Source organism: Nostoc sp. (genome assembly GCF_036919615.1).
GTDB lineage: Bacteria > Cyanobacteriota > Cyanobacteriia > Cyanobacteriales > Nostocaceae > Nostoc.
Genome location: NZ_JBALCN010000010.1, coordinates 216,832 through 232,958 on the forward strand (window position 1 = coordinate 216,832; position 16,127 = coordinate 232,958).

At 41.7% G+C, this 16,127-nt stretch carries 18 protein-coding genes; 9 read left to right on the forward strand and 9 right to left on the reverse strand.

The genetic code is table 11. The features are described from left to right. Positions 1 to 192 precede the first annotated feature (192 nt). Positions 193 to 396 (forward strand): hypothetical protein, encoded by a 204-nt coding sequence (locus tag V7K48_RS05190; RefSeq protein ID WP_335070198.1) that lies wholly within the window; start codon positions 193 to 195, stop codon positions 394 to 396. Positions 397 to 456: 60 nt separating this feature from the next. On the opposite strand, the gene V7K48_RS05195 is transcribed toward V7K48_RS05190, so the two are convergent. The 4 genes from V7K48_RS05195 to V7K48_RS05210 form a co-directional block, all read right to left on the reverse strand. Next, positions 457 to 1,233 carry a PspA/IM30 family protein gene (locus V7K48_RS05195; protein WP_335070200.1) on the reverse strand — a complete coding sequence of 259 codons (777 nt, stop codon included), beginning with the start codon at positions 1,231 to 1,233 and terminating at the stop codon, positions 457 to 459. A 227-nt stretch (positions 1,234 to 1,460) separates the two neighbouring features. Beyond that, a complete protein-coding gene (locus V7K48_RS05200) occupies positions 1,461 to 2,216 on the reverse strand; it encodes a PspA/IM30 family protein (RefSeq protein WP_335070271.1) in 756 nt (251 codons plus the stop codon). 56 nt (positions 2,217 to 2,272) lie between these two features. Next, entirely contained in the window at positions 2,273 to 2,431 is a 159-nt protein-coding gene (locus tag V7K48_RS05205; protein ID WP_335070202.1) for a hypothetical protein, read from the reverse strand. 42 nt (positions 2,432 to 2,473) lie between these two features. Next, complete coding sequence (locus V7K48_RS05210) at positions 2,474 to 3,826, reverse strand: hypothetical protein (RefSeq protein WP_335070204.1); 1,353 nt, start codon at positions 3,824 to 3,826, stop codon at positions 2,474 to 2,476. Between the two features lie 436 nt (positions 3,827 to 4,262). On the opposite strand from V7K48_RS05210, the gene V7K48_RS05215 reads away from it, so the two are divergent. Both V7K48_RS05215 and V7K48_RS05220 read left to right on the forward strand, forming a co-directional pair. Then, positions 4,263 to 4,802: a DUF721 domain-containing protein gene (locus tag V7K48_RS05215; RefSeq protein WP_335070206.1), complete on the forward strand. Its 540-nt coding sequence runs from the start codon at positions 4,263 to 4,265 to the stop codon at positions 4,800 to 4,802. Between the two features lie 467 nt (positions 4,803 to 5,269). After that, positions 5,270 to 5,584 carry a hypothetical protein gene (locus V7K48_RS05220; protein ID WP_335070208.1) on the forward strand — a complete coding sequence of 105 codons (315 nt, stop codon included), beginning with the start codon at positions 5,270 to 5,272 and terminating at the stop codon, positions 5,582 to 5,584. A gap of 127 nt (positions 5,585 to 5,711) precedes the next feature. Here the strand turns inward: V7K48_RS05220 and menB are convergent, their stop codons facing one another. Beyond that, positions 5,712 to 6,545 (reverse strand): 1,4-dihydroxy-2-naphthoyl-CoA synthase, encoded by an 834-nt coding sequence (gene menB / locus V7K48_RS05225; RefSeq protein ID WP_335070209.1) that lies wholly within the window; start codon positions 6,543 to 6,545, stop codon positions 5,712 to 5,714. 140 nt (positions 6,546 to 6,685) lie between these two features. Here menB and V7K48_RS05230 point away from each other — a divergent pair, with 140 nt between their 5' ends. Continuing rightward, the gene (locus tag V7K48_RS05230; RefSeq protein ID WP_335070211.1) at positions 6,686 to 7,582 is read left to right on the forward strand and encodes an Rpn family recombination-promoting nuclease/putative transposase; all 897 of its coding nucleotides are present in this window, start codon (positions 6,686 to 6,688) and stop codon (positions 7,580 to 7,582) included. Here the strand turns inward: V7K48_RS05230 and V7K48_RS05235 are convergent. Beyond that, positions 7,567 to 7,833 carry a hypothetical protein gene (locus tag V7K48_RS05235; RefSeq protein WP_335070213.1) on the reverse strand — a complete coding sequence of 89 codons (267 nt, stop codon included), beginning with the start codon at positions 7,831 to 7,833 and terminating at the stop codon, positions 7,567 to 7,569. The genes V7K48_RS05230 and V7K48_RS05235 overlap by 16 nt on opposite strands. A 212-nt stretch (positions 7,834 to 8,045) precedes the next feature. Between V7K48_RS05235 and V7K48_RS05240 the strand changes: the two genes are divergently transcribed. Together V7K48_RS05240 and V7K48_RS05245 are read left to right on the forward strand one after the other, a co-directional pair. Beyond that, on the forward strand, positions 8,046 to 8,549 hold the full coding sequence (locus V7K48_RS05240; RefSeq protein ID WP_335070215.1) for a DUF4365 domain-containing protein: 504 nt from the start codon (positions 8,046 to 8,048) through the stop codon (positions 8,547 to 8,549). Beyond that, complete coding sequence (locus tag V7K48_RS05245; RefSeq protein ID WP_335070217.1) at positions 8,546 to 9,736, forward strand: hypothetical protein; 1,191 nt, start codon at positions 8,546 to 8,548, stop codon at positions 9,734 to 9,736. The genes V7K48_RS05240 and V7K48_RS05245 overlap by 4 nt, the downstream gene beginning before the upstream one ends. A gap of 105 nt (positions 9,737 to 9,841) precedes the next feature. Here the strand turns inward: V7K48_RS05245 and menD are convergent, their stop codons facing one another. Then, complete coding sequence (gene menD / locus V7K48_RS05250) at positions 9,842 to 11,602, reverse strand: 2-succinyl-5-enolpyruvyl-6-hydroxy-3-cyclohexene-1-carboxylic-acid synthase (RefSeq protein WP_335070219.1); 1,761 nt, start codon at positions 11,600 to 11,602, stop codon at positions 9,842 to 9,844. 43 nt (positions 11,603 to 11,645) lie between these two features. Further along, complete coding sequence (locus tag V7K48_RS05255) at positions 11,646 to 11,948, reverse strand: hypothetical protein (protein ID WP_335070221.1); 303 nt, start codon at positions 11,946 to 11,948, stop codon at positions 11,646 to 11,648. A gap of 35 nt (positions 11,949 to 11,983) precedes the next feature. Here V7K48_RS05255 and folB point away from each other — a divergent pair, with 35 nt between their 5' ends. The 3 genes from folB to V7K48_RS05270 all read left to right on the forward strand — a co-directional run bounded on the left by folB (position 11,984) and on the right by V7K48_RS05270 (position 15,692). Next, positions 11,984 to 12,352 (forward strand): dihydroneopterin aldolase, encoded by a 369-nt coding sequence (gene folB / locus V7K48_RS05260; RefSeq protein ID WP_335070223.1) that lies wholly within the window; start codon positions 11,984 to 11,986, stop codon positions 12,350 to 12,352. Between the two features lie 1,011 nt (positions 12,353 to 13,363). Continuing rightward, positions 13,364 to 14,647 (forward strand): GGDEF domain-containing response regulator, encoded by a 1,284-nt coding sequence (locus V7K48_RS05265; RefSeq protein WP_335070225.1) that lies wholly within the window; start codon positions 13,364 to 13,366, stop codon positions 14,645 to 14,647. A 484-nt stretch (positions 14,648 to 15,131) separates the two neighbouring features. Continuing rightward, positions 15,132 to 15,692 carry a sugar O-acetyltransferase gene (locus V7K48_RS05270; RefSeq protein ID WP_335070273.1) on the forward strand — a complete coding sequence of 187 codons (561 nt, stop codon included), beginning with the start codon at positions 15,132 to 15,134 and terminating at the stop codon, positions 15,690 to 15,692. 3 nt (positions 15,693 to 15,695) lie between these two features. On the opposite strand, the gene V7K48_RS05275 is transcribed toward V7K48_RS05270, so the two are convergent. Continuing rightward, entirely contained in the window at positions 15,696 to 16,076 is a 381-nt protein-coding gene (locus V7K48_RS05275) for a calcium-binding protein (protein WP_335070227.1), read from the reverse strand. Positions 16,077 to 16,127 lie beyond the last annotated feature (51 nt).

Genomic DNA, 16,127 nt, shown 5'->3' on the forward strand with positions numbered 1-16,127 from the left:
GCTTCTTTGCAAGAAGGAGTACACGGACTCGCTTTAAGCATACCCTTTCTCCTTCTCCTGACGGAGAGGCTGCGCCAACGGAGACGCTAACGCGAACGGGGAAGCAAGCTACACGCGTAGCGTCTGGTAGAGAAGCCATGCCGTTGGCGCAGCCTCTGGTAGAGTTGGCTTTACACTTCTCTACCAGACGTCATGCCGTTGGCGAACGCGAACAGCGTCTCGCAAGACTTGCCTCTCGAACGCGAACAGCGTCTCCCCTTGGAAGAAGAGAAGGCTTTACGCAGCGCTATCAAGCCTCGTACCTGGACTTTGCCCCGCTACGTTCGCAAAACGTCTCGCAGACAAGACAGTGGTCTATTTCAATCCGAAGTCCAAAATCCAAAATTGGTTGACTAATGACGTAAAATCCCACAGCCAACAGGCGTGGGACTGGCTCAAATAATTTTTTTGGCAATTTTATAGTTGATCCAATTGCTTGCGTAAAGAATCCAACTCAGCATCAACCACCTCATTAGACTTAGGAGCAGTGGTTTGTTGTTGCGGTGGCAGTTGGGGTTGACTTTGTGGAGTAGCGGGTGGTAATATCTGCGCTTTCAAAGCTGCCAATTCATCATCAACATCACTACCACCTTCCAACTGGGCAAATTGGGTTTCTAAATCTGCACCTGCTAATTCTCCTTGTGCTTGGGCTCGGGCTTCTTGCATCAAGACTTTTTCTTCCATCCGCTCGAAGGCAGACATTGCACTGCTGGTATTCATCCCACGCACCATGCCTTGGAGTTGCTCTTGGGCTTTGGCAGTGGTGATTCTAGCTCTGAGCATTTCTTTCTTGGTTTTAGCCTCAGAAATCTTGCTTTCCAGCTGGATTAAGTTGCGCTTGAGGGTTTCAACTTGAGTGCTTTGAGTATCTAAACTAGCTTTGAGGGCAGCACTGGTGTCAGTATAAGTCTTCTTGCGCTCTAGAGCTTGTCGTGCTAGATTTTCATCACCTTTTTGCAGCGCCAGTTGGGCATTGCGTTGCCACTTATTGATTTCATTTTGGGCATCATTGTACTGTTTCTCACTGCGTTTTTGGGCGGCGATCGTCTGGGCTACTCCCTGACGCAGCTGAACCAAGTCTTCCTGCATTTCCAGGATGGCTTGTTCTAGCATTTTTTCGGGGTCTTCAGCTTTGTTAACCAAATCGTTGAGGTTAGAACTAACTACTCGCTTAATGCGATCGAATAATCCCATAACTTTGTTTTTCCTTGGTGGTTTACGCTTTTTTTTTGGACAGTTAGCTTTTTTACTTTTTAATCGCTACCTATTTCAATGTAATCTTTCCGGTTTGAATCAGTACCTTCTGACAACTCTTAATTTTTAAGATATCTCCAAACTGGGGTAATTAGCCGAACTTCAACTAAGAGGCAAGGGGCAGGGAGCTCTTAGCTGGGGGCTCTTAGCTGGGGGAAATCACCTTTTCAAGAGTCCTGAGTTTTTGGTAACTGCTGTTGGGGAGGCTGCGCTGTGTTCTGGCTTTCCTCACTAAGTAGACTGTTGGGCTGTATGTTTTCTGCCTGGTTTAAAACCTGCACCTTCATCGCTGCCAATTCGGCATCCACATTATTATTAGATTCCAAAGAAGTAAATTGTGTTTCCAAGTCCTCGCTACTGAGTTGAGCGATTGCTTCTGATTTAGCTTCTATCTGCAAAACTTTTTCTTCCATGCGCTCAAAGGCACTCAGACTGCTGGTGGCAGAAACTGTGCCAAGCATTTCCTGGAGGCGATAAGACGCTTCGGCAGAACGAGCGCGAGCAATATACATATCTTTTTTTGTTTTCGCCTCGGCAATTTTTAACTCTAGCGATCGCATATCCTTTTTTAGCCTAGCTACTATATCGTTTTGCTGCTCTATTTGGGCAAAGAGGGCTGTAGTGGTTTCTTTATAGGCTTGGCGCTTAGTCAAAGCTTCGCGTGCTAGAGGTTCGTTGCCTTGTTGCAGCGCCAATTGGGCGCGGCGATACCATTCTTCTGTTTGAGAGTTGGCAGCCCCTGCCTGTCGTTCAGTGCGTTTCTGGGTAGCGATCGCTTGTGCTACACCCTGCCGCAACTGCACCAGATTTTCCTGCATTTCCAAGACAGCCTGCTCCAGAATCTTTTCTGGATCTTCTGCACTACCAATCAAACTATTGAGATTAGCGCGAATCACCCGCAGGATACGCTTGATTAATTCCATGTCGGCTCTCCATTCACGAAATTCAGTGCTGAGTAATGAGTTTTGATAATTACTCATCACCGCATATGTGGATGCCACATCCCAACTAACTTAGTGCTGAGTATTAAGACTCCTGACTTTACCAACAGGATGCCAAAAGTGGTAGATACGGCAACACGGATAATTAAAATGTCCTCGTGTCCCCGTGTCCTCTTCACGCAAGACTCAGCACTCATAATTCAGGACTGTTATCTCATGGTATCGTAGATTTTTGCAACTCATGGGTGCTGAACCCGTGCCTTAATTCCTCTGGACTGTAACAGTTGCATCTGTTGTTTTACTTGCTCTTTAGTCTTAAAAGCACCCAGATAAATCAATTCTTTGTTGGATGATAAATAAGCATCAGGAATTACTTGCCGGGCTGAGGCAAAAGCCGCGCCTTTATTATCTATCACTATATGATAGAACCCATCTGTTCCTGGTTTGATTTCTGCATTTGGCTTTGGTGAGGTTGCGATTGGCTTGGGCGAGGTTTTTGCCGTTGAAGTGGCAGGCGAGGGCTTTTGCGTCGGTACTGGTGCTAAGTCCAGCGGATTTGTCGGTTTTAGGGCTGTGTTGGGGGCAGGTAACGCCCCTTGAGGATTTACGAGATTTTGGGGAACGACTGGATTAGGCACTACTGCGACGGTTGGTTGGACTTTGGGTTTTAAGCCAACTACATCATTGGGGTCTCTCACCTCAGGAAACTCTTGGGCAGCTAGATTGGGATACTTGGGTATAGAACTACTTGGTGGCTGGATCTCAGGTTGGACATTACTTCCAACTTCCTCAGTATTTTCTAGTGCGGGAGACGAGTTCCTGTTAAACAACTTGCCTAAATTCCATTGTGAGAAGCTTTTGGGATTGAACACTACATAACCCAAGGTAAGACTCGCTACCAATAGCAGTAACATTGAGCCGATACCCAAAGGTGATAGCAGACTGTCGCTAGAATTGCTTGACTTCTTGGTTTCTGCTTGTTCTTCTGTCAGACTTCGCAGCAGTGCTTCACTAGATTCTAAATAGTCATCTGGGTGCTTAGGGGTATCATCTAGCTGCAAGAGATTTTCGCTCTTAGTATCTTTAACGACTGCTGGCACGATACTGCTACTAAAGTTGGGCGGGGGTGGTGGAAGTTGAGTTTGTGTTTTAGCTGAATCGGAGGTGGAGGTCACATTAAGATTATTTAGTTCCTCGGTTTTTGCCGTAGCTGGCACTGGGTTGATCTCAGGATTCACAGCTACAGAAGATGCGGGTGCTACGTCAATTTTTGCCGTAGCTGGCGCTGGTGGGGTTCCCTGATGATTCATAGGTATAGATGGAGGCGGCACATTGGTTTTAATTTCCGTTACTGATGACTGAGTTGTGCTGGATGTTGTAGGAATAGCAGTCAACGGCTGGGATTGACTGCTCATGTAACTTGCAACACGGGACTGGTTCGATGACACCAAACCAGTTCGTGTGCGTCGGTATCGAGCTAACTCTTGATCTAGCGGCACTTCTAAACTCGCTAGTGCTGCTGCTAGTGCTGGTTTCAACCCAGGTGTTTTAGACGATTGAGTACTAGAATCGTTCAGGGGGTTTTGAGTCATTGCCTCTGTCCATCAAATGTAGACTGCTGGAATTAACTTTAGATATATTTGTGACAATAGTAGCGGAAATTATTTAAATAAATAGACTTGGGTATTGGGCATTGGGCACTTCTACTGAGCTTGTCCTGAGTATTCGCGTAGCGTCTCCTTGGCGTAGCCTCTCGTAGAGAAGAGTTGCCGTAAAGCCTTCAGCATAGCTACGCTTAGGGAGCAGCTTAACGAAGAAAAGTATTAGGTATTGGAGGCTAGAAAAGAGAGATTTTGAGGCTTTGTTGTGAAGGATAGTTCATGGGGTCTATCTTGGAAATACAGTATGGGGGGTGAGAGGTAACAGGGAGGCAGAGGAGAGAGAAAACTCCTAATTCCTAATTCCTAACTCCTAACTCAGCACGAGCTAAACATAGCTATCCGCTAACAGCACTCAGCATTTTTAACGATGTCTTTGAAATCAATTAATGATATATTAGGCGTTCTGGAAAAGCAGGCTAAATGGCAAGAGCAACCATTTCAACGCCTGCTCAAGTTTTGGCCAGAAGTTGTTGGATCAGTAGTTGCCGCACATACTAGACCGTTGTCGATTCAGCGCGATGTTTTGTGGGTAGCAACTTCTAGTGCTGCTTGGGCACAAAACCTGACTTTTGGTCGCTCGTCTCTGCTTTTAAAGTTGAATCAAAAGTTGCCAACGCCTTTAGTTGATATTCGCTTCTCTACTGCTGGCTGGCAGAATCCATCTGTGGAGAGAAAAGAGCAACAAACAGTTACGCCAGATGAGCATCCCAGTTACCTTGGTGATGAGATTAGCCGCCCTGATGTTACATCCATCAAGGATGTAAATGCTGCTTTTGGGCATTGGACTAAGATTATGCGATCGCGATCGCATGGCTTACCCCTTTGTCCCCAGTGTCAATCTCCCACCCCACCCGGCGAACTCCAGCGCTGGACAGTCTGTTCTGTCTGTGCTGCTAAACAGTTTTAAAGGCAGTCAGTCCTGACCTGAATTAAAAGCAAAATAGTTTAACGATTATTCGTTGAGCAGAATTTATCCTGAGGTAACTTACTGCTACCCCATAAAATAGTTCTAATTCTTGAGCAGAAAGATATTTTACTACTCAAGTATGCCGAATGTGGTATATCAAGCAGATTATTTCTCTTAAATTCTATGCTTTCACCTATCTTAAGGAGGAATTTAAAAGGCTGGATAAATCAAAAGCTTTAGTTTTAGTCTTGATCCCTAATAATTTTTAGCTAAAATCTATGGGTAACCACTCTAAGAATTATTTAAATATATAACAAAATTATAAAAATATTCTGAAGTTTATTTTTTCCTTGGGATCGCTGAAACCCAGATAAAATAATGACTTTTTGGCTCTTATCCGTATTTATATATAGATGCAAAATAGAAGAATGAAATTCAGCCTGAAACAACCCTAAAGATGAATCCAAATGAAACCCATTAAATTTTTAGCATCTGCCTGTAAATATTGCCGTCATTACCAGCCAGAGGGTCGCCGTGGCGGAATGTGCCAGCTGTTGGGAGCACCTGTTCAAGCGACTTGGAAGGCTTGCTCTTTGGCGCTTCCACCTTTTGCACCTTCTTGGGAAACCTTGGAAGATGCTTGGAGTTTGCCAGATGCAGCCCCAGTTTTAACATCTTCTCAATCTCTAGCCTCAGATTTAGACAATGTTGCTCTTGTGCCTGTTGAGGAGGTAACTGCCTCTATATCTGAACAGGTAAAAACTAAAGAAGTGGTTATTTAGTCATTCATTATTGCTGAACTTAGTTTGTAGTCTACTTAAAATAAGATTTGTTTTTAAGATTTTTAGTGTAGTAAAAGTTGATATATACAAAAATCGCACCTTACTAAAGGCTGCGATTTTTGCAACTCTAAGGTAACCAAGGAAAAGAGCGGAAATCTGGTGGACGCTTTTCGAGAAAGGCTTGTTTGCCCTCAGACCCTTCTTCTGTCATGTAATAGAGTAGGGTAGCATTGCCAGCAAGTTCTTGTAAACCTGCTTGTCCGTCACAATCAGCGTTGAACGCGGCTTTGAGACACCGAATTGCGATCGGACTTTTTTCTAAAATCTCTTGTGCCCATTGAATACCTTCCGCTTCTAGTTGTTCCATTGGGACGACGCAATTAATTAAGCCCATTTCTAAAGCTTGTTGGGCATCATATTGGCGGCAGAGAAACCAAATTTCTCTGGCTTTTTTTTGTCCCACAATGCGGGCGAGATAGCTGGCTCCAAAACCACCGTCAAAACTGCCGACTTTGGGGCCAGTCTGTCCGAAAATGGCGTTATCGGCGGCGATGGTAAGGTCACAAATCAAGTGTAGGACATGTCCACCACCGATCGCATATCCCGCTACTAGAGCAATCACCACTTTCGGCATGGAACGAATCAGGCGTTGTAAGTCCAGCACATTCAAGCGGGGGATGCCAGTTTCGTCCACATAACCTGCATGTCCCCGCACACTTTGATCACCACCCGAACAGAAAGCATATTTGCCATCAGTGTGTGGGCCATATCCAGTAAATAGGACAACACCTATAGTAGTATCTTCACGAGCATCACAGAAAGCGTCGTACAGTTCAAAGACAGTTTTAGGACGGAAGGCATTGCGTTTGTGGGGGCGGTTGATGGTGATTTTAGCAATGCCATCATTTTTGTGATACAGAATATCTTCGTAGGTTTTGGCAGTTTGCCAGTTAATTTGCATTGGTATGGAGTGCGCTGTTGTGCTTGAGAATTTTATCGCGCTCTTGGGGACAAGCGATACCTGCGGTGGGCTACGCCGACGCTAAAATTGGTGTCTCAAGCCTTTACAATCTGGTAATTGTCTAGGTGTTGAGGAATAAAATGCGACGTGACACCATCTTCTACAAATTATTTAAGCAATTTCCCGGTTTGCTATTTGAATTAGTAGATGAACCACGCCCAGAAGCGGAAAACTACCAGTTTGAATCAGTTGAAGTCAAAGAAACCGCATTTCGGATTGATGGAGTGTTTTTACCTCCGGCTAATGCAGTTTCCAAAACCGTCTTTTTTGCAGAAGTCCAGTTTCAGAAGAACGAAGACTTATATCACCGCTTCTTTAGCGAATTGTTCTTGTTTCTCTACCGCCACTCTATCTGTTACGATGACTGGTTTGGAGTAATAATTTTTGGTTCTCGCAGCCTGGAACCCTCTTCCTCTTCGATTCACCGCGCTTTGTTAGAAAGTGGTCAAGTCAGGCAGGTTTATCTGGATGAGTTGGGGGATTTGCGACAACAACCTTTAGGATTGGGTTTGATGTTGCTGACAAATGTTACTTCTGAAACGGAAGCAGTGGAAGGGGCGCGGTTTTTGCTGGAGCAAGCACGGCAACAATCGGAGCAAGTGATAATTGATTTAGTTACGACGATTATTGTCTACAAGTTTTTTACCCTAAGTCGAGAGGAGATTCAAGCGATGTTGGGACTGAATTTGGAAGAACCACGGGCTATTCTGGAAGCAAAGGAAGAAGGACGAGAGGAAGGAAAAGTTGAAGGAAAGCTTGAAGGAAAGCTTGAAGGAAAGATTGAAGGAAAGGTTGAAGGAGAAAGAACGATCGTTTTACGACTATTAAATCGGCGTGTGGGTAATATTCCTGATGCGCTTCTGTCCCAGATTCAAGGGTTATCGGTGGAACAGTTGGAAGCTTTAGGTGATGCTTTGCTGGATTTCTCCACTCTTGCTGATTTGTCAGGGTGGTTACAAGGTCAACCAAGAGGGTAAATTTCACGCACAGGAGAAAGGCGATCGCACTCCGTAAAATAATTATGGCTACAAATAAAGTTTCCCGAACTGAAGAAGCATTTGCACACACACGGGTATATCAGAAGCAGTGTAAGAAGAAGTGCGATCGCTCCTCCTCCGACTGTTAAAACGACTTTTTGGTGAAATTGCTGAGGAACGTTGGAAGCGTTAGCTTTGGCGTTGTTGGAATTTTGTGCGATCGCGGACTTAGAAAGGTGGTTGCAAGTCAACCAAAATGATCTTGAATTGGAAGTAATGCTATTTGAAAGGCTGCTTGGCATTTATTAACTAGATTTTTGCTGTTGACACTCGACCACAATCACCATTAGGTATAAAATAAGCAACCGTGCAGAAAGTTACGTTAAGGCTAATTTTCCTGAAAACAGAACTTAGTCATTATCTTTTGAACAGCCCGAAATCTTAATTATTTAGTTAAATGTCCATGCATATTACTCAGCGTCAAGAGCAATTTGGTAACGCTTACATTGGTGCTGTTGCAGCAGTAGCAGGTTATACCCTTTATCCACTACCCGTAGATGATGACAGCATTGACTTGGGTATTGCAGCCAAAGGTGCTATTGGAACTATTCGCTCCCCCCATTTAGAATTACAGCTAAAAGCCCCTTTTAAGAGGAATGTAGTTGGTGCTACGAGTATGAGTTATCCCTTAAAGAAAAAAAACTATGACGATTTAAGATATACTAATGTCTATGTTCCACGCATTTTAGTTGTTGTTGTCTTGGCTGACGATCTAAATAGTTGGTTGTATCAGTGCGAAGAAGAATTAGTTATTAAACATTGTGCTTACTGGACATCACTGCGAGGTGAAAAAGAATTACCTATTGGTCAAGAAACTAAGTCAGTGCGTTTATCAAAAGATAAAATATTTAATGTAGAAACTCTACAAAAATTGATGGATATAATCTCAAATGGAGGTAATCCATGAAAGCGACTATACGAGATATTGACGTTCTTAAATCCATAAATCCACTAGAAGTTGCTAGCTATTTGGAAACTCAAGGTTGGAAAGAACAAAGCCAAATAAATGATATTGCATCTGTTTGGACATTAGAACTAGGTCAAGCAGACAATGTTGAAATATTATTACCTCTGAATCCTGAATTTCGAGATTTTTCTGCTCGGATGAGCGAAGTTTTACAAAATCTTGAAATTGTAGAAAATCGTTCTCAGTTAGAAATAATAACTAATCTTAAGACTCCACTAGCAGAAATTATACAAATTTCAGTTAATCATTCAGAAATTATAAATGGGAGCATTCCTATATATCAAGGAGTTCAATTATTTGAATCAGCTAAAAAGCTCATGTGGTCTGCTGCTTCATCTGCTGTACAACCTAAACCTTACTTTAAAGGAGGTTCATTTAGTGAAGTAACTGACTATATGCAACAATTACGTTTAGGACATACCAAAGAAGGCAGCTATGTTTTAACCATTATTTCTCCATTAAAAGTTGACAGTTATCAATCTTCAGATTGCTTTGAAAGAAAAGTGACTATAACTCTATTTCAAGCTTTAAATATTATTAGTTTAGCTCACGAGCAAAAACTCTCGGAAAGAGAAAATGTTTTAAATGAAGCGATAGAGGAAGGAGTAAGTGCTAATCTATGTGATGCATTATCACAGATGATAAATAATGATAGTAACCCCAACTTGAGTTTTAATTTAACTTGTTCAAAAGCACTAACTTATCCATCTAATATCCCTTTAGAAATAAAATTAAATAAACAAGTTCTGTCTGTGATTACAGAAGTAAAAGATAAACTAAAATCTCGCAAAAATACTTTGGGTAGAAACCAAAAAAGTATCCTAATAGATACTAAAGTATTGCCTTTATTTTCTAAACAAGAACTATTGCGCTCAACAATTCAAGGTTTAGTAATTAAGCTTGAATGGTTTGGTGGAAAGGAAAAAGCAAAAGTTACTATCATAACTAATATAGAACAGGAAGAGAGAGAGGTTATTATTGAAGTTAATCGTAAAGAGTATCAAATTGCATTTCAAGCTAATTTAGATCAGCTACCAATAATATGTACTGGTCACTTAATTGAAGAAAATGAATTATTAATTTTGAGAGAAATAGGAAATTTTTCTCTATCTCGAAAGAATGTTTAAATCCACTGAACATCAAGAGTTTGTCACTACTTTGTCAGCGCTTATAACACTTATGGCAAAGAAGTTTTAAGTTTAATCCCACAAGCATTTCACTTAATAAGATAGTTAAATTACAATATCTGCGGCAAACTTCCGCAAATTATCCTGTCGCCACTTAGCATCAGCTTTGCGATTTGTCTGCAACTCGAAAACTCGAATTCCCTTAGTTGGGAGCGGGTTTAATCTTTCCTGCAACTGTTGCCAACAAGTAATTAGTTCATGCTCGACATTGTAAGTAGCACATAACTTAGCAAAATCAATATCCTGGGGAGTACCGAAAAACTCTTCAAATGGTGGGTCGAACTTGGCAATGGGTAACATTTCAAAAATCCCACCGCCATTGTTGTTAATTAACACAATCGTCAGATGTCCGACAAACTTATTGCGGATTAAAAAACCATTGGTGTCATGCAACAGAGCTAAATCTCCCGTTAACATCACACTACTTTGCTGGCGATGGGCAATTCCTAAAGCGGTGGATAATGTGCCATCGATGCCATTTGCACCCCGGTTAAAGTGCGATCGCACTCCTAAATTATTCGGTTTCCAGAAATATTCCACATCCCGCACAGGCATACTATTGGCAATAAACAGAGGCGTTCCGGGCAGTAAAATCTGAGAAATTAACCAAGCTGCTTTACTCTCAATTATTTCATCTATTTTCCCCATCGTCTGGTCAACAACTAACCTGACTTTAGCTTCCGCATCACACCATTTATGCACATAGTCTGAGGAAAAAGATAAATTTATCTCCTCTGCTTTTATATCTTCTACAGATATCCGTAAATGCGTCGTTCTCCCGTGCAAAGGGTCGAGGTTTTGGTCACTGGGGTCAATTATCCAGCGTCGTGATTGGGTTGTATCTATCCAGTTACGCAGTTCTTTACTAGTAGGCATTTCACCTACCTGAATCACCATTTCGGGCGCTAACTGCTTTGCTAGTTGCTGATTTCGCAAAATCAGGTCGTATGTGGAAATCAAATAGGGGTTGAGTTCGGCATAATTTCTCACTGGGGAGAGTCCCTCAGCTAGCACAGGCCATTTGAGAGTTTGGGAAAGTTGCGCGATCGCTCTACAATATTCCTGTGGTTGCTGCGGTTGGGCAACACCTGCGATAATAATGCCGCGATCGCATTCCTTCCATTGTTGGGGAATCGAGAATCGGGAATCAGGAATTGCAAATGAGGTGGTGTTTACTATTCCTGCAAAAAAGTCTTCTGGTTGAAACTGTGATTGCAAATAACTCAAGTCAGTTCCATCAGGAACAGGCGCTAAGGGATCGCGAAAGGGAATATTCAAATGTACTGGCCCCTTCGTAGGAGTTTGCGCCCTTTCCCAGCTATGAATTACCATTTGTCGCAGGTAAGCTAGCATTCCCAGATCAGCGGAGGGTAAGGCTAACTCTGTTTGCCAATTTGGGTAGTTTCCGTATAATCTCAATTGATCTACAGTTTGCCCAGAGTGACAATCTCGCAATTCTGCCGGTCTATCGGTGGTTAATACTAACAGTGGTACGCGACTATATGAGGCTTCAATTACTGCTGAATAAAAATTTGCTCCTGCTGTACCAGAGGTGCAAACTAGTACCATAGGGCGTCCGGTTGCTTGAGCTTGTCCCAAAGCAAAAAAGGCGGCGGAACGTTCATCGAGAATGGAAATCGCTTCAATCTCAGGTGCTTGTTGAGCAAAGGCGACTGCTAAAGGTGTAGAACGTGAACCAGGACAAATGATCGCACAAGTCAATCCCAATCGCTTTAGTGTCTCTGTTAAAATATAAGCCCAAAGTTGATTAACATTCCTATAAGCGATCGGCATTAAATTAAACATAGCTATAAAACAATCTTAAATTTTAGATTTTGTCTAGGGAAATTCAATTTAAAATCCATCTGGGAAAGTTGAGCAAACAGAAGACTGAGGGAGGGAAGCCGAACCTCGGAACTTCCAAAGCAGCTTCACCTAAAGGTGGGTTGCAAGCCTGACAATTCAGGTCATCTAGAAAAGCCAAGGCGAAACCTAACCCCTCAACCCTACAAGGGTTGGGGGGAGAATTCAAAGCCTCTTTGCTTTTAGGGGAAAGGTTTGGAGAGAGGTTTTCCAGATCCCGTGAAAAGCTGGGTTGCAAGCCAACCCTCACAAATGCGGTGATGGAACTCTCCAAGCAAACTTGCTCCACTTTCTACAAAATGCACAATTTGCTCTCAAACTTTTATGGACTGCATTCATTTAACGGGAATTCGCTGCTATGGCTATACTGGGTATCTGCCAGAAGAAAAAGTGCTAGGACAATGGTTTGAGGTGGATGTAAGGTTATGGTTGGATATCTCCACAGCAGCCAAGACTGACGCCATCGAAGACACTTTAGATTATCGCAGCGTCATTAGCTTGATACAACATCTGGTAAAAACGTCTAAATTTGCTTTGATAGAGAAATTGGTAACAACGATCGCAGATTCTATTCTCCAAGAATGCGATCGTGTAACACAAGTCCAAGTCACTCTGAGCAAACCTGCCGCACCTATTCCAGACTTTAGTGGCAAAATTAGCATTGAATTGACTAAAAGTAAGTCAAATATTTAAAGCACAAAACGTGTTTTTTCTGAATATCTATAAGCGAGCAAAGATAGGGGGTTTACGTGGAGCGTGAAAGTATCTGACAAAGAGAATCTTTATTGCCATTGCCCCCAGCACCTGCTCGTTCTCAAAAAGCTAAAAAATTACGTTATCTGCTGATGAGCATTTAACTTGCATATTTTCAGTTCACAGGATTTATGATTAAGTATTAGCCAGAAGCGTTGAATAGTTTTAAGTAACACCATTTAACTCACAATTCAAAATTTCAGATAGTTTCAGACGATAATTTAGACTCCGGCTGAGACAAAAACTATTTGTAGATAAAGCGGTATTAAACTCTTTAATTCTAGATAATGATTAATTTTTAGTAGTAATTTAGTCAATGAATCTTATTATATTATATACAACACACTAGATGATTTTTTTCAACTTATATGAAACTAGTACGCTACGGCGTAAATAGAGCAATCATTTAAAATCACTAAAAAGCCCATTCCATAATACTTTTGACTTTTGACCCTTCTCTACGAGAGGCTGCGCCAACGCTTAAGGCGTAGCCTCTGGTAGAGAAAGAAGCTTATGCCGCAGGCTTTACGACTGCACTCAGGGTTAAGGCTGAACGAAGCCTTGACTTTTGAATGAGTGACTTCCGCCTTGCGCTACAGGATGCTCTAATTTGTGAAATTTTATTCTTGATTAATTTTTACATGAATAATATAGTTATTATTTATACTTTTTCAGCAAAATTATTGCGTATTTTTGAAAATCAGTTTTTGATTACTGGTGATTCATGTGCAATGCTAATAACACGATATTAGCTGCATGAGCTAATCAGAATTAGCTTTGCCAAACACAGAAATTATCGGAGGTTAATAACATGCTATTTGATCATTAGTCAGTATTTATATAAAGTAAGAACACAGGGAGTTAGAGATTTTTTATGATAAGATAATGACTTTTAGATCGAGTTGACACTGACAACAAAAATCTGAACCTTAGCAAATAGGTTACTATAACATGTTCGCCCGCAAAATCCTAGTTGTTGAGGATGAAAAAATCCTAGCCTCAAATATTAGAAAAAGTTTACAAAAACTAGGTTATTCCGTTTCAGAAATAACTCAGTCTGGTGAAGAGGTAATAAAAAAGGTAGCAGAAACTAATCCACATTTAGTATTAATTGATATCTGCCTAGCTGGGGAAATTGACGGTGTACATGTAGCGGATATTATCCAGAATAACTTCCATGTGCCTGTAGTATATCTAACAGATCGTTCGGAATATAAAACATTAGATAAAAATCAGCTAAGTGAGCCTTTTAGTTACATAGTCAAACCATTTATTGAAAGTGATTTACATTTTACAATTGAAATGGCTCTCTATAAACATCAGAGCAAAAAGATATTATACGAAGAAAAACAGAGGCTGGCGGCAATTATTAACAGTATGGGCTGTGCAGTAATTGTGACATATGCAAATGGTAGTATTCAAATGATGAATCCCATAGCAGAACTAATCACTGGTTGGAAGCAAAGTGAAGCGTTCGGTAAAGATTTAGTAGAAGTGGTTAACTTAGTTGATAAAGATGTCGGAGAAAAAAATGGAAATTTAGCCATACATGTAATCGAAGCAGGTGAAATTTTCAATTTACCAGAAAACTGTACATTGATCACCAAATATGGCGAAGAAATAGCGATTGGGGATAATGTCGCACCCATCCGCGATCAAAATGGCAATATTACTGGCGCAGTTTTAATTTTTCAAGACATCACCAAACGTAAGCAGACAGAGGCGCAATTGATCCACAGTGCGTTTTATGATGGGCTGACAGCATTACCGAATCGTGCTCTATTCCTAGATCGGCTCACACAAGCAATTGAACGTAGCAAACGCAGAAGCAATTATTATTTTGCAGTTTTATTTTTGGATTTAGATGGCTTCAAGGAGATTAATGATCGCTTTGGGCATGAAATAGGGGATGATTTTTTAGTAGCGATCGCTAGACGTTTAGAGTTGTGCTTACGTAGTGGCGATACTCTAGCACGATTTGGCGGTGATGAGTTTACTGTTTTTTTGGACGATATTAAAGACATTACTGACGCTACCAATGTTGCTAAACGTATTCAAGACTCCTTACGATTGCCACTTAACCTGAATGGATATCCATTATCTACTACAGCTAGCATTGGTATTACTTGGAATTTTAGTAATTATGAGGAGCCTGCAACTCTGCTGCGGGATGCTGATATTGCTATGTACCGAGCTAAACGTCAGGGAAAAGCTACTTATGCCATATTTAGTTAATTAGTCTTTTCTACTGCAACAGGGAGCATCCCAAATGTGCAAGTTTAATTTACATACGGGATTGTGACTTACTCAAGAGGATGAAAAACGTAGACGCAAAGCGGTGAGCCAGTCTGGTGGATAGGTTAAGAGGCATAAAGGAACTAGCGTTAGCGCAGCGTAAAGCCTGCGGCATGGCTTCTCTACGAGAGGCTGCGCCAACGCTTAGAGCGACGTAGGAGCATCACCCGTAAGGCTTGCCGCAGGCTACCACAAAGAACACATAGACACGTTCGCAAAGCATCTTGGCGCAGCCTCTTGTAGAGTTGAGAAGTGACTTCCCGCAGGGTAGGACACAAAGGGAAGAAGATTTAAAAGGGTTTTTGCGCCAGTCCCGTATATTTTTGCCAAATTGGGATGCTCCCACTGCAACATGGATAGAATATGCTACTCTAGCCGCTACGAAGGTGTATCCTACACAACCGAGAAGCCCCACAAGTCTGTCATGGAAAAAACCGAAAAACAGAAAATGCTTGCAGGCGAATTATATGTGGCGGAAGATCCAGAATTGGCTGCGGAAAATCAGCGAGCTAGTCGCTTATTACGAAGGTACAATTCTACAACTGAAGAACAGCTTGAGCAACGGCAGCAAATTTTGCAAGAATTATTTGGAAAGATCAGTCACAAAATATCAATTGTGCCACCCTTTCATTGTGACTATGGCAGTAATATTTTCGCTGGCGACAGATTATATATAAACTATGGCTGTGTAATTTTAGACTGCAATACAGTTCAGATTGGTGAAAATGTCTTGTGCGCTCCTTATGTACAAATTTATACTGCTTATCACTCTACAGAGCCGGAAATTCGTCTTTCTGGTAGAGAATTAGCTGCCCCAATTAACATTGGTAACAATGTCTGGATTGGTGGCAGTGCAATTATTTGTCCAGGTGTAACTATTGGTAATAACACAACCATTGGTGCTGGCAGTGTAGTTGTCAAAGATATACCTGAGAATGTTGTTGCTGCTGGCAATCCCTGCCGCGTCATTCGGTATTTGTCTTAGAATTTAAAACTTATAACCTCTAGCAAGCCAATAGAGCCAGTCTGCGATCGCTTCTTGGGTTTCGCTGTCAGCATCAATGGCTGCTATTTCAGATAATTTTGCAGAATAAACATCTTCATCCTTACCATTAATGTAAGCCACTTCTACAAACATATCTTTTAAGCACTCATCATCTGGGGCCATTCCCAGGACTTCGACTTGTTTCTCCTCAGCAGAAGCTGATTTGCGTCCCTTCTTAGTCCATTTAGCCAGAAAAGGAAAATTCAGAGCCTCCTCAAGGTAGTAGTACCAACCCATGGCCCTTTCTTCTTTGTCTTCAGCATCTACAATGATCTCTGTTTTAATGCGATGCTCTCGGTTTTCGTCGGGTTCAACACTAGGCATAAGATAACGCTTTGCGTATAATGCATTTTGATAATATTACCAAAGTCAAGA

Coding starts and splice junctions, on each gene's coding strand:
- V7K48_RS05190 (WP_335070198.1), top strand. CDS start 193: ATGCCGTTGGCGAACGCGAACAGCGTCTCGCAAGACTTGCCTCTCGAA.
- V7K48_RS05195 (WP_335070200.1), bottom strand. CDS start 1,233: ATGGGATTATTCGATCGCATTAAGCGAGTAGTTAGTTCTAACCTCAAC.
- V7K48_RS05200 (WP_335070271.1), bottom strand. CDS start 2,216: ATGGAATTAATCAAGCGTATCCTGCGGGTGATTCGCGCTAATCTCAAT.
- V7K48_RS05205 (WP_335070202.1), bottom strand. CDS start 2,431: ATGAGTGCTGAGTCTTGCGTGAAGAGGACACGGGGACACGAGGACATT.
- V7K48_RS05210 (WP_335070204.1), bottom strand. CDS start 3,826: ATGACTCAAAACCCCCTGAACGATTCTAGTACTCAATCGTCTAAAACA.
- V7K48_RS05215 (WP_335070206.1), top strand. CDS start 4,263: ATGTCTTTGAAATCAATTAATGATATATTAGGCGTTCTGGAAAAGCAG.
- V7K48_RS05220 (WP_335070208.1), top strand. CDS start 5,270: ATGAAACCCATTAAATTTTTAGCATCTGCCTGTAAATATTGCCGTCAT.
- menB (WP_335070209.1), bottom strand. CDS start 6,545: ATGCAAATTAACTGGCAAACTGCCAAAACCTACGAAGATATTCTGTAT.
- V7K48_RS05230 (WP_335070211.1), top strand. CDS start 6,686: ATGCGACGTGACACCATCTTCTACAAATTATTTAAGCAATTTCCCGGT.
- V7K48_RS05240 (WP_335070215.1), top strand. CDS start 8,046: ATGCATATTACTCAGCGTCAAGAGCAATTTGGTAACGCTTACATTGGT.
- V7K48_RS05245 (WP_335070217.1), top strand. CDS start 8,546: ATGAAAGCGACTATACGAGATATTGACGTTCTTAAATCCATAAATCCA.
- menD (WP_335070219.1), bottom strand. CDS start 11,602: ATGTTTAATTTAATGCCGATCGCTTATAGGAATGTTAATCAACTTTGG.
- folB (WP_335070223.1), top strand. CDS start 11,984: ATGGACTGCATTCATTTAACGGGAATTCGCTGCTATGGCTATACTGGG.
- V7K48_RS05265 (WP_335070225.1), top strand. CDS start 13,364: ATGTTCGCCCGCAAAATCCTAGTTGTTGAGGATGAAAAAATCCTAGCC.
- V7K48_RS05270 (WP_335070273.1), top strand. CDS start 15,132: ATGGAAAAAACCGAAAAACAGAAAATGCTTGCAGGCGAATTATATGTG.
- V7K48_RS05275 (WP_335070227.1), bottom strand. CDS start 16,076: ATGCCTAGTGTTGAACCCGACGAAAACCGAGAGCATCGCATTAAAACA.